Here is a 15774-nt window from a genome sequence, read left to right on the forward strand (position 1 = left end):
GCCGGCTCCCCCGGGAGCGGCCGCCCGGCAAGCGCGTGCCACGTGATCGACTCCCGAACCCCAACGATTTGCAGGAGTCAGATATGGCGAAGCCCAACATCATCAAGCTGGAAGCCCGCGAGCGCACCGAGTTCGGCAAGGGCGCCGCCCGCCGCGCCCGCGTCGCCGGCGACATCCCCGTGGTCATCTACTCGAAGGACCTCGACGCCCCGAAGCACGTCCTGGTCGACTCGATCGAGTTCCACGGCGTCATCCGCAACTACGGCGTCAACGCCGTCCTCGACCTCGACATCGATGGCGAGTCGCAGCTGTCCATGGTCAAGGCCCTTGACCAGAACCCGCTGACCCTCAACATCGACCACGCCGACCTGCTGGGCATCCACCGCGGCGAAAAGGTCGAGGTCGAGATCCCGGTCGTCGCCGAGGGCGAGCTGGCCCCGGGCGCGCTGCTCATGCAGGACGCCGACACCATCCTGGTGCTCGCGCCGGTGCTGTCCATTCCGGAAGAGATCGTCGTGTCCGTCGAGGGCGCCGAGGTCGGCCACCAGGTCCACGCCTCGGGCGTCACCCTGCCGGAGGGCCTCGAGCTCACCGACGATCCGGAGCTGCTGGTCTTCAACATCGTCGAGCCGGAGGAGGACCCGGCCGGCGACGTCGATGCCGACGTCGAGGGCATGGGCGAGGCCGAGACCCCCGACGACGAGGTCGCCGAGGAGTCCGAGGGCGAGGGCGAGGAGTAGTTCCTCCCCCGCACCGGTCCCCGACCGGTTGCCCTTGCTTTGCGACGACGCCCCCGCCGGAGTTCTTCTCCCGCGGGGGCGTCGTCGTGTCACGGGGACGGTGCCGCCGGGGTGCGGGGCGGGCGGTGCCCCGGAGGGGCCGTCGCAAAGCTCCTGTGGGATGATGGCGGGCATGTTCGGTCGCGCCAAGCCCACCCCCGCCCCGTCGGACGCCCCGCCGATTCTCGTCGTCGGCCTGGGCAATCCCGGCCCGAAGTACGCGGACACGCGGCACAACGTCGGGCAGATGGTGCTCGACGAGCTCGCCGGGCGGACCGTGCCGATGCCGTCGACGTTTTCCGCCCACAAGCGGTCCAACGCGGAGATCGTGCAGACCCGCTGGACCGTCGGCGCCGGTGACGCCGCCGAGGAGCGGCAGGTGATCCTGGCCAAGCCGCGGACGTACATGAACGTCTCCGGCGGGCCGATCAGCGCGCTGGCGAAGTTCTTCAACGTCGAGCCGACCGACGTCATCGTCGTGCACGACGAGCTCGACCTCGACCCCGGCGTCATCCGCCTCAAGCGCGGCGGCGGCGAGGGCGGCCACAACGGGCTGCGGTCGACGACGAAGTCGCTGGGCACCAAGGACTACCTGCGGGTTCGCGTGGGCATCGGGCGGCCGCCGGGGCGCCAGGATCCCGCCGACTTCGTGCTGCGGGCGTTTTCCACCACCGAGCGCCGCGACCTGCCGTTCTGGGTGCAGGACGCCGCCGACGCCGTCGAGCTGCTCGCCCGCCACGGCCTCGAGGCCGCCCAGAATCAGGTGCACCAGAGGTAGCGGCGTGGGTGGGGGTCAGGTTGCGGTGCCCGCCCCTGCCGCCGGCCCGTGGGGCACCGGCAAGTCCCGGCCGGTGTCCGGGTCCCGCACCATCAGGCAATCGACGCCGAAGACGTCGCGCACCAGTTCGCGGGTGAGAACCTCCGCCGCGGCCCCCGACGCGACGATTTCGCCGCCCGACATCGCGATGACGTGATCGGCGAAGCGGGCGGCCTGCGTCATGTCGTGCAGGACCATCACGACCGTTCTTCCTTCGGCGTTGAGCCCCCGCACCAGCTCGAGCGACGCCAGTTGATGGGCCGGATCGAGGTACGTGGTCGGTTCGTCCAGGAGCAGCGTCGCCGCCTCCTGGGCGACGGTCATCGCGATCCACGCCCTTTGCCGCTGTCCGCCGGACAGGTTCGCGGCGGGTTCGTCAAGAAGCTCCCCCACCCCGACGCGCACCGCGGCCGACTCCACCGCACGGTGGTCGTCGGCCGACAACGTGGCGAACGCACCGGTGAAGGGATACCGGCCGAAGCCGATGAGCTCGCGCACCGTGATGCCCTCCGGCACCGTCGGCTGCTGCGGCAAAAACGACAGCCGGCGGGCGAAATCCCTGGCCGACGAAGCGCCGACGTCGACGCCGTCGACGAATGCGCGCCCCGCCGAGGGCCGCAACTGACGTCCGAGCGCACGCAGCAACGTCGACTTGCCGCAGCCGTTCGGGCCGATCAGGGCCGTCACCCGGCCCTTCGGGATCGCGACGTCGACGCCGTCGAGGACCGGGGCCCCGCCGTAGCCGACGACGAGCCCCTCAGCAATCAAGCCCGCCTCCCCGTCGTCCGGTTCGGGGGCGATCGGCTCTCCGGGCGGGTTCGCCGTCACGGACGCCGCGGGATCGGTCCGGCGCGCACCGGAGTTTCGCTTGCGCGGGGATTTCTCGAACACGTCACACCTTCGTCAGTCTCAATAGCAGGTACACGAAATACGGGGCGCCGACCACGGCGATGAGCGCGCCGACGGGAATTTCCGTCGGGGCAAACAGCCACCGCCCGACGGCATCGCAGCCGACGACGAGCGTCGCGCCGAGGATCGCCGCCACGGGGATCTGCCGGGACAGCGGGCCGCCGACCAGCAGTCGTGCGGCGTGGGGCACGATCAGCCCGGCGAACCCGAGGACACCGGCCGCGGCGACCGCGCCCGCGCCGCACGCCACCGCGAGCAGCACCGCTACGACCCTCCACCGCCCGGGGGCCACGCCGATGCCGGCCATCACCGCGTCCCCCAGGCGAAGGGCATCGAGATGCCGGGACACCAGCAACGCGGCGATGACCCCGCAGGCGACGACCGGGGCGACGACGACCGCGTCTGCGAGTGTTCGGGCGTAGAGCGAACCCTTCAGCCACGTCATTGCGGCGCCGGCCTCGGGAGCGGCGCGGACGAGCAGCAGCTGGGTTGCCGCCGCGAAGCCGACGGACACGGCCACGCCGGTCAGCGCCAGGCGCACCGGATCGCCGATGTCCCGCCCGGCCAACCCGAGCACCACCCCCGCGCCGATGAGCGCACCGACGAACGCGATGGGGGTCAGCGACTGCGCCGGCAGAGCGCCCGCGCCCAGCAAGGCCGCCACCGCGGCGAGGCCTCCGCCGGCGGTGATGCCGACCGTATCGGGAGCCGCCAACGGATTGCGCAGCCCCACCTGCAGCAGAGCTCCGGATACGGCCATCCCGATTCCGGCGATGGCTCCGACCAGGATCCGGGGCAGCCTGTACTTCCAGATCAGGTCATCGCCGCCGAGCAAGCGGGCCACGACGTCGGCGGGCGCCACCGGCACGGCACCGATGCCCAGTGCCAGAACGACGACGGCCACGAATGACGCGACGAGCGCGATTGCGGTGGCGGTGGTGCGGGTTCGGGTATGGGATGTGCTTCGCGACGTCGTTTCCGGCACCGTCATCTCAGCTCCTCCCCTTTTCGTCGATACGCGAACCGCCCGCACGCAATGCTCCGATTCCCCACAGCAGCACCGGGACGCCGATCAGCGACGTCACGATGCCCACGGGAGTTTCGGCCGGCGCCCACAACCACTGGCCGATCGAGTCGGCGATGAGCAGCACCGCCGCGCCCAGGACCGCGGCGACGGGGACGGCAATCCGGTGCCGGGGACCGCACACGCGATGGGCGGCGACGGCGGCCATGAGGCCGAGGAATCCGATCGGCCCGGCAGCCGCGACGGACGGTGCGATGAGAAGAACTGCCGCCGACACGGCGAGCAATCGGATGAGCCGGGGTCGGGCACCGACGGCGGACGCGATCGAGTCACCGGCGACGAGCGCGTCGAATCCGCGACCACCGACCACGACGGCGGGCACCACGGCTGCGGCGACGATCAGAGCGGGAACGACGTCGGCCATCCGGACCCCGCCCAGTCTCCCCGACAACCAGGACAGGACCGTCGCCAGCTGCGCTTCGTCCAGGACGAGCACGATGGCCGTCAGAGCGCTGAAAAGCGCCGAAACGGCCATGCCGAGCAGCACCATGCGCTGCACCGCCATGGCCGCAGACGTCGAGGAACGGCCCCTCATGCCGAAGAAGATCGTGGCGGACGCGGCCGTCACGGCTCCGGCGAAGGCACCCGGGAGCAGTGCGGCGCCACCGGCCGCGCCGGTCAGCGTGGTCGCCAGCACCGCTCCGAACGCCGCACCGGAGTTGACGCCGGTGATCTCCGGGTCCGCCAACGGGTTCTTCGTCGCCGTGCGCAACAGCACGCCGGCGACGCCGAGGCACGCACCGATGGTGATCGTCGCGGTGAGCCGGTCGATCGTCACCGACCGCAGTTCCCCGGCGAGCCATTCGGCACCGTCGGGGGCGGCGACGGCGCTGAGCCGCACCCAGGCGATTGCACCGATGACGACGGCGCCACAGCCCGCGATGAGGATCGCGGCCGTGACGTGCGCGTGGTCGCGCTGGGTCACTTCGATTCGGCGATGATCTGGTCCAGCATCGCCTCGGCGGCCAGCGGTCCGCGCGAGCGAGACCAGGTGTCCTGCTCGACGTCGATGACGTTGTCCACCACGTCGCCGTAGGGGCTCGAACGGAAACCCTCGGTGTCGTTGTACAGGTACACGACGTCGAGGTTCATGCCGGGCAGCTTGTCGCCGGTGAGCTCGGCGACGTCGGTCTTCGATTCGATGGCGGACTTTTCGCCGTCGTATCCGTACTCGTATCCGACCGCGGTCAACAGGGAGCCTGCGAAGGAGTTCGCGATCCACGTGTAGAGGGTGTCCTTCGACCAGCCGACGAGCGCGGCGCGCGTACCGGGCTCGACGGACTGCTTGGCTTCCTCGATCTTGCCGTCGATGCGATCGCGGACCGTGCGGGCCTCCTCTTCCTTGCCCACCTTTTCGGCGATGGAATCCATGGCGTCGAGCACCTCGCCGTAGGAAGTGTCCGCGTAGGTTTCCGTCGGCGCGATTTCCTTGAGCTGGTCGAGGATGGCGGCATGGCGCGTCGGGCTCGCGAGGATCAGGTCCGGCTCGAGGGACTGGATGACCTCGAGGTTCGGCTGCTTCGCCTGCCCGACCGACGTCACGCCTTCGAGCTTCCCTTTGAGCGTCGCGGGAGCCGCGGACTTGCCGATCTCGACGATTCCGACCGGCTCGACCCCGAGTGCGACGAGGATTTCCTCGTATCGCCAATCGAGCGCGACGACGCGGGTCGGGGACTGCGCCTGTGCCCCCTTGTCGCCGGCCTCGTCGGACCCCGCCGAGCTGCAGGCGACCAGTGCGAGCATCAGCGCAAGCACGATGGCGATGGCGCCGGCGACCCGCCATGGCGAGATCCTGGCGATGTTCAGTGTCGTAGTCATGTCAGATATACAACTGAATGCGTTGCCTAAATTCAACACATTAGGCAACCCTCCCCTATTTGTTATCTTCACTTCCTCTGCAATGTCGCCGATGACGTGCGCCCTTGCTCCCGTCGGTACGACGACCGAGACTCCGAATCCGCCCCGTCACTCCTCCCGCGCCAACCCCGGACGGGGCTGTTTCGATGAGAGTCCGCTCATCTTCGGATCATGTTGGCTTCATAAGGCTTGACCAGCACATTTCCGAAAAATGAGTGCTTTGCGACGCCCATTGTGGCACCCATTCCCCCCTGCTTCACTGGGCTTTGCCACCCCACCGAAGGGCCGGGGATGACGGCGCAAGGCAGTGAAGCGTCCAGTGTCCGGCCCCCTCAGCCAAGGAGACCACCATGGACGCCACCGGCTTCCTCGCAGGAATCATCGCCGCCGTCACCGCCTTCTTCGGAGGCGGCGCCCCCGACCAGCCCGCTCCCCTCGATCCCCCGCCCGCCCCGCCCGCGTCGATCTCCAGCATCGATGATTGGGACGATCGTTTCGATGACGACCGGGATGACGATTGGGATGATCGCTTCGACGACGACCACGACGACCGGTTCGACGACGATGACGATTGGGACGACGATTGGGACGATCGCCACGACGACGATGACGATGATGACGACTGGGACGACGACGATTGGGATGACGACGACCGCTGGGACGACTGATCCCCTCATCGCCCTCGTCTGAGTTCTGACCGGACCCCACGAGACCACGATTGAGCTCCGACCGGAACCCACGAGACCGCGATTGGGCTTCTGGAGCGCGATTTCGTCGTCAAGCAAGGCCCCGCACATCCAAACCCCGACAGCTAAACCCCGACATCACCCGTGATGTCGGGGTTTGAGCCCGCTATCCGGGCTCCTGTCGGGGTTTAGCTGTCGGGGTTTGGGAATGGGGCAGGATTCGCCGGCTGATGCCGGTGGCCGCCGTCGGGCGCTGCCGACAAATACCGCGGACGCGCGCCTAAGTCGGACGCCGGTTTCGGGCCCGGATGAGCTGTCCTCGGCGCTGGCCGCACCTCCCCCACCGCACCGAGCGCGGCCCCGCACAGAGCAAGGCCTCGCACAGGGCAAGGCCCCGCACACCCCAGAAGGCGCGGCCCCCGCTCGACGAACGGAGGCCGCGCCTCTTCACGCGATCAGCGGCCGGGACTCCGGCGCAGGCGAGGACCTAGAGGTTCTCGAGGTGCTTGCGCTTCGGGTAGATGCGCGGGCGGGTGCCCAGCACCTCTTCGGCGACGCGGACGACCTGGTTGGAGTAGCCGAACTCGTTGTCGTACCAGACGTAGAGCACCAGGTGCTTGCCCTGGGCGATGGTGGCCAGGCCGTCGACGATGCCGGCGTGGGTGGAGCCGACGAAGTCGGTGGAGACGACCTCCGGGGAGTGGATGTAGTCGATCTGCTGGCGCAGGACGGAACGCAGCGACACCTCGCGGAGGTACTCGTTGACCTCGTCGCGGTCGACCTCGTTTTCCAGGGTCAGGTTCAGCACGGCCATGGACACGTCCGGGGTGGGCACGCGGATGGCGTTGCCGGTGAGCTTGCCCTCGAACTCGGGCAGCGCCTTGGACACGGCCTTCGCGGCGCCGGTCTCGGTGAGCACCATGTTCAGGGTGGCGGCGCGGCCGCGGCGGGTGCCCTTGTGGAAGTTGTCGATGAGGTTCTGGTCGTTCGTGAACGAGTGCACCGTCTCCACGTGGCCGAACTCGACGCCCCACTTGTCGTTGACGACCTTCAGCACCGGGGTGATGCCGTTGGTGGTGCAGGACGCGGCGGACAGGATCTTCTCGTCGGCGTCGATGCCCTTGTGGTTGATGCCGTAGACGATGTTGGGGATGTCGCCCTTGCCCGGCGCCGTGAGCAGCACCTTGGCCACGCCCTTGGACTTGAGGTGCTGGCCCAGGCCCTCTCGGTCGCGCCAGCGGCCGGTGTTGTCGATGACCAGGGCGTCGTCGATGCCGTATTCGGTGTAGTCGACGGTGGCCGGGTCGGAGGAGTAGATGACCTGGATCGGGGTGCCGTTGGCCCAGATGATGTCGTTGTCCTCGTCGACGGAGATGGTGCCGTCGAAGGAGCCGTGGACGGAGTCGCGGCGCAGCAGGGAGGCGCGCTTGACGATGTCCTCGTCGCCGTTCTTCCGCACGACGATCGCGCGCAGGCGGGCGCCGTTGAACACGGCCTCGCGGGACAGGAGGATGCGCGCCAGCAGGCGGCCGATGCGGCCGAAGCCGTAGAGGACGATGTCGGCCTTGGGCGTCTCGTGGGCGGTGCCGATGACGTCGGCGAGCTCGCGCTCGAGGTACTCCGCGAGATCGCCGCCCTCGGCCTCGAACTTGGTGGCCAGTGCGCCGAGGTCGATGGACGCGGTGCCCAGGTCCATCTGGACCAGCTGCTCGATGATAGGCAGGGTCTGCTCGAGCGGCAGTTCCTGCGAGGTGATGCGCCGGGCGTAGCGGTGCGACTTGATGATCGACGTCTCGGTCGGGTTCTGCAGCAGGCGCCCGAAGATCGAGGTGACGACGTTCTTTTCGCGCCGCAGCTGCCCGAGCAGCGGAATCATCTTCTCTGCGAGGACGACTCGCTCGTTCCAGTCGCTGTGGTTGATCGGTGCCGGCGTCGCCATGGATCCTCCTGGGTTCAAGGGGCGTTGATGGGGGCAATTCATTTGGTCCGCGGTCCGCTCCCGACTGCGTTTCGGGGGCGATTCGAGCGCAATTCCCACTGCGATTCGAGTGCTTCCCGGGTGCTTGTCGGGTGTGCGTTTCCGCGTGTTCCGGGGTACTTTTCGGTTCGAAGAGTCCTCCCTTAAAAGTACGTCGTTCGTGCATCGCACGCCCCACCGGGTGTACCGTCGCGCCGCTTCGGGTGTAGTTCGGCTGCCGGGCCCCACTCCCGGCCGCCGGGCGTGTTCGCTTTGGGTTGGGTTCGCCACCCCTGCGCGATGGCGGTGCCCGGCGTCATTGCTTTACGACGGCCGGCGCCCACGTCATCTATTGCGCATCCCGGATTCGGTGTAGGATTCCCCGGCGCCCACCGCACGGGCGCACGCCGCACCGGCGACCGTTCTTCTGTGGCCATGTTCCGTTGGCCCCAGTCTCCCGGCCACGTTTTTCGTTGGCCACATTCTCCCGGCCAGCTTTTTCGTTGGCCACAATCTCCCGGCCACCCTTTTCGTTGGCCCATTGTCTTTGCCGATCCCCGAAAGGACGCTCGCATGCCGATCATCGAGGCGGAGGGCCTGACCAAGGTCTATTCCGCATCATCCGGGGAGGTCCGGGCCCTCGACGGGCTGGATCTCACCGTCGAGGAGGGCACGGTGCGCGGCATCCTCGGCCCGAACGGCGCCGGGAAGACCACGACCGTGAAGATCCTCACCACGTTGATCCAGCCCACGGCCGGGTCCGCGCGGGTGGCGGGCATCGACGTGTTGTCGGACCCGGCTCGGGTGCGTGACATCATCGGCGCGTCCGGCCAGTACGCGGCCGTCGACGAGCAGTTGACGGCGCGGGAGAACCTGCGGCTGATCGGCAGGCTCTACCACCTGGGCCGCAGCCGGGTGGAGGAGCGTGCCGACGAGCTGCTCCACGCCTTCGATCTGGCCGACGCCGCCGACCGCCCCGTCAAGGGCTTTTCCGGCGGCATGCGCCGGCGCGTGGACCTGGCCGGTGCACTCGTCGCCGAGCCGAAGGTGCTGTTCCTCGACGAGCCGACCACGGGCCTGGACCCGAAGGCGCGCATCGGCCTGTGGGACGTCATCCGCGACCGCGTCGGCCGCGGCGTCACGGTGCTGTTGACCACGCAGTACCTCGAGGAGGCCGATCAGCTCGCCGACGACATCAGCGTCGTCGACCACGGCCGCATCATCGCCCAGGGCACGGCCGACGAGTTGAAGGCGACCGTCGGCGGCCAGCAGGTGGAGGTCACGGCGGCACGAGGCGACGACGTCACCGCGCTTCGCGACGCCTTGGCCCACCACGCCATCGGCCCCGTCACCGTCGATGGCCCGTCGCTGAAGGCCCCGGTGGCCGACGGTGCGGCGTCGCTGACGCGCTTCCTGGCCGAGGTCGAGGGCATCGAGCTCCACGACGCCGGCCTGCGCCGCCCCACCCTCGACGAGGTGTTCCTGACCCTGACGGGCAACGAGACGGAGGAGTCCCGATGAGCAACTGGCTCGGCGATGTCGCCGCGGTGATGAGCCGCAATTTCTCGCGCCTCAAGCGCTCCCCCGACGTCATCGGCTTCGCGCTGCTGCAGCCGATCATGTTCGTGCTGCTGTTCAGCCAGGTCTACGGTGGCGCGATCCAGGTGCCGGGGTCGAACTACACCGACTTCCTCATGGCCGGCATCTTCGCCCAGACCGTGGTCTTCGGCGCCACCTTCTCCGGCACCTTCATGGCGCAGGATCTGAAGGAGGGCATCATCGACCGCTTCCGCACGCTGCCGATGTCGCAGTCCGCGGTGCTGTTCGCCCGCACCTTCACGGACCTGGCCATCAACGTCGTGTCCATGACGGTGATGATCCTCGCGGGCATGGCCGTCGGCTGGCGATTCCACGAGGGCGTGGCCAAGTTCCTCGCGGGCGTGGCCATCCTCCTGTTCTTCGCATGGGCCTTTTCGTGGGTGCTCGTCTTCGTCGGACTGGTGGTGACCACGCCGGAGACCCTGAACAACGCGGTGTTCATCATCCTGTTCCCGCTGACGTTCATCTCCAACGCGTTCGTGCCCTCGGACACCCTGCCGACCGTGCTGCGGGTCATCGCCGAGTGGAACCCCGTCTCCGCGCTGGTCCAGGCCGCGCGCAGCCTGTTCGGCAATCTTCCCGACGGCCCCGTGCCCGACGTGTGGACCATGCAGCACCCGGTGCTCGCCGTGCTCATCGGTTCTGTGATCATCGCGGCGATCTTCGTGCCGCTGTCCGTGTCGCGCTTCCGCCGCCGCGAATAGGCACCCGCCAATCGGTCCCGAATAGACTGTCCGGCATGAGCCGGAACGACGACAACCCCGCCGCCCACGCCGCCCGCGCCGCCGACGACGCATCCGTCGCACCGGAGGCACCCGCCGCCGCACCCAAGGTCCCCGCCACGGGATCGATCCCGGCGGGCGACGCCGATGTCGTCGCGGCACTTCTCGACGGCGAGTACACGCTCGCCGAGGTCGACGAGGCCCTCGACGTCTACGAGGCCACCGGCATGGACACCTGCCTGAGCGCCGCCCTGGAGCTGCGCGCGCTGCTCCACGAGCACGGCTGGTACTTCGCGCCGGAATCCGGCCTGGTCGAGTTCCTGCTGTTCCCCTCCGACCCGGCCGCCATCGACGCCGCACCGACCGTGTCCTTCGGCGTGGAATGGCCCACCAACCCGATCACCGGGCTGCCGCGGGCCATCCACGACGTCAGCGTCTCCGCGCCGCTGCCGAACGACCCCGGCGCGGCCACCGCCATCCGCTTCCGCTCCGTCAAGGATTTCGCCCCCTACGCCGGCGCCGTCAAGGACCCGAATCCCGACAACTGGCCCGCCGAGCTGCAGGACCGCCGTTTCGATCCCGACGACGAAATCCGCGCTTACGCGGAGCAGCTCAGCAAGGACAAGGGCTGACGGGGAGCGGCGGCATCGTCGCAAAGCACCGCGACTATCCTTGACCCCCTGCCACCCGCAGGAAACGATCCAGCAAAGGAACCCATGAGCACCCTCGCCGATGAAGCCGCACGCCGACGCACGTTCGCGGTCATCGCGCACCCCGACGCCGGCAAGTCCACGCTGACCGAGGCGCTGGCGCTGCACGCGCACGTCATCAGCGAAGCCGGCGCCGTCCACGGCAAAGCCGGCCGCAAGGCCACCGTCTCCGACTGGATGGAGATGGAGAAGGACCGCGGCATCTCCATCGCCTCGTCGGCGCTGCAGTTCGAGTACGCGCCCGAGGGCCACGGCGGCGAGCCGTACATGATCAACCTGGTGGACACCCCCGGCCACGCCGACTTCTCCGAGGACACCTACCGCGTGCTCACCGCCGTCGACGCCGCCGTCATGCTCGTCGACGGCGCCAAGGGCCTGGAGCCGCAGACGCTGAAGCTGTTCCGGGTGTGCAAGTCGAATGGCATCCCGATCGTCACGGTGATCAACAAGTGGGACCGCCCCGGCAAGGCGCCGCTGGAGCTCATGGACGAGATCGTCGAGGAGATCGGCCTGCAGCCGACGCCGCTGTACTGGCCCGTCGGCGAAGCCGGCGACTTCCGCGGCCTGCTGCGCCGCGGCGACGACGGCGAGGCCGAGGAGTTCATCCGCTTCGAGCGCACCGCCGGCGGCTCCACCATCGCCGAGGAAACGCACATCGCCCCCGACGACGCCGCCGCCGAGCAGGGCGACGCGTGGGAGACCGCCGCCGAGGAGTCCGAGCTGCTGTCGGCCGACGGCGCCGACCACGACCAGGAGATGTACCTGGCCGGCGACACCTCCCCGGTGATCTTCGCCTCCGCGATGCTCAACTGGGGCGTCCACCAGATCCTGGACACCCTGTGCGAGCTGGCGCCCGCGCCCGCCGCCCGCGAGTCCGATCCGGCGGCCGTCGAGGCCGCATCCGCCGGCGGCCACGGCGCCATCGATGCCGTGCGCGAGCCGGAGGACGACTTCGCCGGCGTCGTGTTCAAGGTCCAGGCCGGCATGGACGCCCACCACCGCGACAAGCTCGCCTTCATGCGCGTGGTCTCCGGCGAGTTCGACCGCGGCATGCAGGTCACGCATGCGCAGTCGGGCAGGAGCTTTTCGACGAAGTACGCGCTGACCGTCTTCGGCCGCACCCGCTCCACCGTGGAGACGGCCTTCCCGGGCGACATCGTCGGTTTGGTCAACGCCGGATCGCTGGCGCCGGGCGACACGATCTACTCGGGCCGCAAGGTGCAGTTCAAGCCGATGCCGCAGTTCGCGCCGGAGCATTTCCGCACCCTGCGGGCGAAGTCGCTGGGCAAGTACAAGCAGTTCCGCAAGGCCATCGAGCAGCTCGACGCCGAGGGCGTGGTGCAGGTCCTGCGCAACGACGCCCGCGGCGACGCCGCCCCGGTCATGGCCGCCGTCGGCCCCATGCAGTTCGAGGTCATGCAGGCCCGCATGCAGGTCGAGTACAACGTCGAGACCGTCGCCGACCCGATCCCCTACTCCGTCGCCCGCCGCACCGACGCCGAGACCGCGCCGGCGCTGGCCCGGCAGCGCGGCGTGGAGATCTTCACCCGCTCCGACGGCGCGCTCATCGCCCTGTTCGGCGACAAGTGGAAGTTGCAGTTCATCGAAAAGGAGCACCCCGAGTTCACGCTGGAGACGCTCGTCGCCGATTAGGCGTCCCCGCTGCCCCGGCGCTCAGAAGTACGAGTCGCCGCCGCGGTCGAACCGGTTGAACTGGTCGCGCCGCGCGGCGTCCCGGCTGCGCCGACGCCGGTCCCCACTGCCCCGGCGCTCGTTCCTCCGCCGCGCCCGCTTTTCCAGGCCGCCCTCGACGCGATCGCCCAGGGGCAGCAGGACCAGCGCCATGACCAGCACGGCCAGGAACACGACCACCCAGATCACCGCCAGCACGGGATAGGCCAACGCGACCGCCCACGGCAGGAACGACAGCGACGCGTCGAGCCCCTCCATCGCGGCGACGATGCCCCAGGCGATGGCCACGAGCACGAGCACCAGCACCGGGTGAAACCGCACCCGCTCGCTGGCGGCGTACTTCGCCGACGACACGCTGCGCCGCCACACCGATTCGCGTGGGCCGGGGTCTCCCCGCCTGCCGTCGCCCATCACGGCCGCCCGCCGCCCGCGCCACCGGCCAGCCGCCTGCCCACGTGTTCCCCGAGCACGCGCGAGCACTCGGCCACGCCGGCCGACCACAGCGCCCCCGCGGATTCGTCGGCCGGGTCCGACACCAGCTTGATCAGCTCCACGGGCACCCCGAACCGCCGCGCCACCCACGCGATGGCGTAGCCCTCCATGTCCACCAGGTCCGCGGTCTCGGCCAGGCGCGCGCGGGTCGCCGAGTCCTCCACGAACACGTCGCCGGTGGCCAGCACGGTTCCCGGCTCCGCTTTGCTTGACGACGTCCCGTCGCCCTCCCCTTCGCCCGGCACCCCGAGTTCGATGGGCGGATAGGCATCGGCGCCGGCGAGCCTGCGCACCGCCGAATGCGAGAAGTCATGGAGGACCACGCGGGAAATGCGGTGCACGCCGTGGAGGGAGGACGCCGGGCCGTCGTCAAGCGAACCAGCCGTGCCCACGTTGAGCACCGACGCCGGAAGCGGGCCCCGGGCCAGCGCCTCCGTCAGCGCGGCCGTGGCGTTGATGCGACCGATGCCGGTGAGCAGGACGGGCACGCCGGCGCCGAGATGCTCGGCCTCCTCGCGCGTGGCGACGACCAGCAGAGGGGCCTCCGGATCGACGGGCGCGAGCAACTGCGGAACGGTGATCATGTGGCCAGGGTAGCGCTGACCTGCGCGGCGGCAAGGCGGCGGCGACGAGGCGGGAGGTGTGGGAGCGGCGATCATTGACGCATCCGGGAACCGTGGATAGGTTCGGGAGGCAACGCGAAGTGTGGCGCGGGTCACTTTCGCGCTCCGCTCACGGACCCGCGCTCGGAACCGCGCTCGGACACCGAACCGAGACACCCACCGGCAACACCCCGACAACACCCACCGACAACCCCCGACAACACTGGAGGACCCCAATGACCACCTACGCCCACCCCGGAACCGACGGCGCGAAGATGTCGTTCAAGCCCCGCTACGGCAACTGGATCGACGGCGGATTCCAGGACCCCGTCGACGGCAACTACTTCGAGGTCATCTCCCCCGTCACCGGCGAGGTGTTCACCGAGGTCGCCCGCTCCACCGAAAAGGACGTGGAAAAGGCCCTCGACGCCGCCCACGCCGCCGCGCCCGCCTGGGGGTCGACGCCGCCGGCCGAGCGCGCGAAGGTGCTCAACAAGATCGCCGACCGCATGGAAGAGCACCTGGAGGAAATCGCCGTCGCCGAGACCTGGGACAACGGCAAGCCGATCCGCGAGTGCCTCGCCGCCGACATCCCGCTGGCCATCGACCACTTCCGCTACTTCGCCGCCGCCGCCCGCACCCAGGAAGGCCGCCTGTCGCAGATCGAGGACGACCTGGTCGCCTACCACTTCCACGAGCCGCTGGGCGTCGTCGGCCAGATCATCCCGTGGAACTTCCCCATCCTCATGGCCACGTGGAAGCTCGCCCCCGCGCTGGCCGCCGGCAACTGCATCGTGCTCAAGCCCGCCGAGCAGACCCCGGCGTCGATCCTGCACCTGATCAGCATCATCGGCGACCTGCTGCCCGATGGCGTGCTCAACATCGTCAACGGCTTCGGCGAGGAGGCCGGCGCGGCGCTGTCGGGTTCGGACCGCATCGCCAAGATCGCCTTCACCGGCGAGACGACGACCGGCTCGATCATCATGAAGGCCGCCGCCGACAACCTCGTGCCCGTCACCCTGGAGCTGGGCGGCAAGTCCCCCAACATCTTCTTCGACGACATCATGGACGCCGACGACGCCTTCCGCGAGAAGGCCGTCGAAGGCTTCTCCATGTTCGCCCTCAACCAGGGCGAGGTGTGCACCTGCCCGTCGCGCGCCCTGGTCCACGAATCCATCGCCGACGAGTTCGTGCAACTGGGCATCGAGCGCGTGTCCAAGATCCGCCGCGGCGACCCGCTGGACACCGAGACCATGGTCGGCGCGCAGGCGTCGAAGGAGCAGCTGGACAAGATCCTCAAGTACATCGAGATCGGCAAGTCCGAGGGCGCCAAGCTGGAGCTCGGCGGTGGCCAGGCCCAGCTGGAGGGCAACCTGTCCGGTGGCTACTACGTCGAGCCGACCATCTTCTCCGGCGTCAACGACATGCGCCTGTTCCAGGAGGAGATCTTCGGCCCCGTGCTCGGCGTGACCACGTTCTCCTCGCGGGATGAGGCCGTGAAGATCGCCAACGACACCATGTTCGGCCTCGGCGCCGGCGTGTGGTCGCGGTCGAACAACAACATCTACAAGGCCGGCCGCGCCATCCAGGCCGGTCGCGTGTGGTGCAACGCGTACCACGTGTACCCGGCGCACGCTGCGTTCGGCGGCTACAAGAAGTCCGGCATCGGCCGCGAGAACCACCTGATGATGCTCTCGCACTACCAGCAGACCAAGAACCTCCTGGTCAGCTACGCCACCGATCCGACGGGCCTGTTCTAGGCAAGTCACCGGGCGTCCGCCGGGCCGCCGCCGGCCACTCCGGACACCGCTAACCCACCCCGAATGTCCTAACCCACCCGCTACAACGGGTGGGTTAGGACCTTCCTG

The 15774-nt window shown here is 69.2% G+C and carries 15 protein-coding genes; 8 read left to right on the top strand and 7 right to left on the bottom strand.

The window, feature by feature from the left end; all coding sequences use genetic code 11:
* Positions 1-83: 83 nt before the first annotated feature.
* Together ACFWGD_RS04920 and pth are read left to right on the top strand one after the other, a co-directional pair.
* Entirely contained in the window at positions 84-740 is a 657-nt protein-coding gene (locus ACFWGD_RS04920) for a 50S ribosomal protein L25/general stress protein Ctc (RefSeq protein WP_377777455.1), read from the top strand.
* A gap of 172 nt (positions 741-912) precedes the next feature.
* Positions 913-1557 (top strand): aminoacyl-tRNA hydrolase, encoded by a 645-nt coding sequence (gene pth, locus ACFWGD_RS04925; protein WP_377777456.1) that lies wholly within the window; start codon positions 913-915, stop codon positions 1555-1557.
* 15 nt (positions 1558-1572) lie between these two features.
* On the opposite strand, the gene ACFWGD_RS04930 is transcribed toward pth, so the two are convergent.
* From ACFWGD_RS04930 to ACFWGD_RS04945, 4 genes are all read right to left on the bottom strand, one after another.
* A complete protein-coding gene (locus ACFWGD_RS04930; protein ID WP_377777491.1) occupies positions 1573-2397 on the bottom strand; it encodes an ABC transporter ATP-binding protein in 825 nt (274 codons plus the stop codon).
* 91 nt (positions 2398-2488) lie between these two features.
* Positions 2489-3496 (bottom strand): FecCD family ABC transporter permease, encoded by a 1008-nt coding sequence (locus ACFWGD_RS04935; protein WP_377777457.1) that lies wholly within the window; start codon positions 3494-3496, stop codon positions 2489-2491.
* Position 3497: 1 nt separating this feature from the next.
* Positions 3498-4472, bottom strand: a complete 975-nt coding sequence (locus ACFWGD_RS04940; RefSeq protein ID WP_377777492.1) for a FecCD family ABC transporter permease — start codon at positions 4470-4472, stop codon at positions 3498-3500.
* A gap of 38 nt (positions 4473-4510) precedes the next feature.
* A complete protein-coding gene (locus ACFWGD_RS04945; protein WP_377777458.1) occupies positions 4511-5407 on the bottom strand; it encodes an ABC transporter substrate-binding protein in 897 nt (298 codons plus the stop codon).
* A gap of 389 nt (positions 5408-5796) precedes the next feature.
* On the opposite strand from ACFWGD_RS04945, the gene ACFWGD_RS04950 reads away from it, so the two are divergent.
* On the top strand, positions 5797-6114 hold the full coding sequence (locus ACFWGD_RS04950) for a hypothetical protein (protein ID WP_377777459.1): 318 nt from the start codon (positions 5797-5799) through the stop codon (positions 6112-6114).
* Between the two features lie 505 nt (positions 6115-6619).
* Here ACFWGD_RS04950 and ACFWGD_RS04955 read toward each other — a convergent pair.
* A complete protein-coding gene (locus ACFWGD_RS04955; RefSeq protein ID WP_377777460.1) occupies positions 6620-8071 on the bottom strand; it encodes a glyceraldehyde-3-phosphate dehydrogenase in 1452 nt (483 codons plus the stop codon).
* A gap of 591 nt (positions 8072-8662) precedes the next feature.
* Here ACFWGD_RS04955 and ACFWGD_RS04960 point away from each other — a divergent pair.
* From ACFWGD_RS04960 to ACFWGD_RS04975, 4 genes are all read left to right on the top strand, one after another.
* Entirely contained in the window at positions 8663-9610 is a 948-nt protein-coding gene (locus ACFWGD_RS04960) for an ATP-binding cassette domain-containing protein (protein ID WP_377777461.1), read from the top strand.
* Positions 9607-10392 (top strand): ABC transporter permease, encoded by a 786-nt coding sequence (locus ACFWGD_RS04965; RefSeq protein ID WP_377777462.1) that lies wholly within the window; start codon positions 9607-9609, stop codon positions 10390-10392. Before ACFWGD_RS04960 ends, ACFWGD_RS04965 begins: the two co-directional genes overlap by 4 nt.
* 35 nt (positions 10393-10427) lie before the next feature.
* Positions 10428-11042: a hypothetical protein gene (locus ACFWGD_RS04970; RefSeq protein ID WP_377777463.1), complete on the top strand. Its 615-nt coding sequence runs from the start codon at positions 10428-10430 to the stop codon at positions 11040-11042.
* An 84-nt stretch (positions 11043-11126) separates the two neighbouring features.
* Positions 11127-12773, top strand: coding sequence for a peptide chain release factor 3 (locus ACFWGD_RS04975; protein WP_377777464.1), 1647 nt, complete (start codon positions 11127-11129; stop codon positions 12771-12773).
* 21 nt (positions 12774-12794) lie between these two features.
* On the opposite strand, the gene ACFWGD_RS04980 is transcribed toward ACFWGD_RS04975, so the two are convergent.
* Both ACFWGD_RS04980 and ACFWGD_RS04985 read right to left on the bottom strand, forming a co-directional pair.
* Positions 12795-13166, bottom strand: a complete 372-nt coding sequence (locus ACFWGD_RS04980) for a hypothetical protein (RefSeq protein WP_377777465.1) — start codon at positions 13164-13166, stop codon at positions 12795-12797.
* Positions 13167-13222: 56 nt separating this feature from the next.
* Entirely contained in the window at positions 13223-13888 is a 666-nt protein-coding gene (locus tag ACFWGD_RS04985; RefSeq protein WP_377777466.1) for a nucleosidase, read from the bottom strand.
* A gap of 254 nt (positions 13889-14142) precedes the next feature.
* Here ACFWGD_RS04985 and ACFWGD_RS04990 point away from each other — a divergent pair, with 254 nt between their 5' ends.
* The gene (locus ACFWGD_RS04990; RefSeq protein ID WP_377777467.1) at positions 14143-15666 is read left to right on the top strand and encodes an aldehyde dehydrogenase family protein; all 1524 of its coding nucleotides are present in this window, start codon (positions 14143-14145) and stop codon (positions 15664-15666) included.
* Positions 15667-15774 lie beyond the last annotated feature (108 nt).

Source organism: Corynebacterium sp. NPDC060344, from assembly GCF_042725215.1.
Taxonomy (GTDB): Bacteria; Actinomycetota; Actinomycetes; order Mycobacteriales; family Mycobacteriaceae; genus Corynebacterium.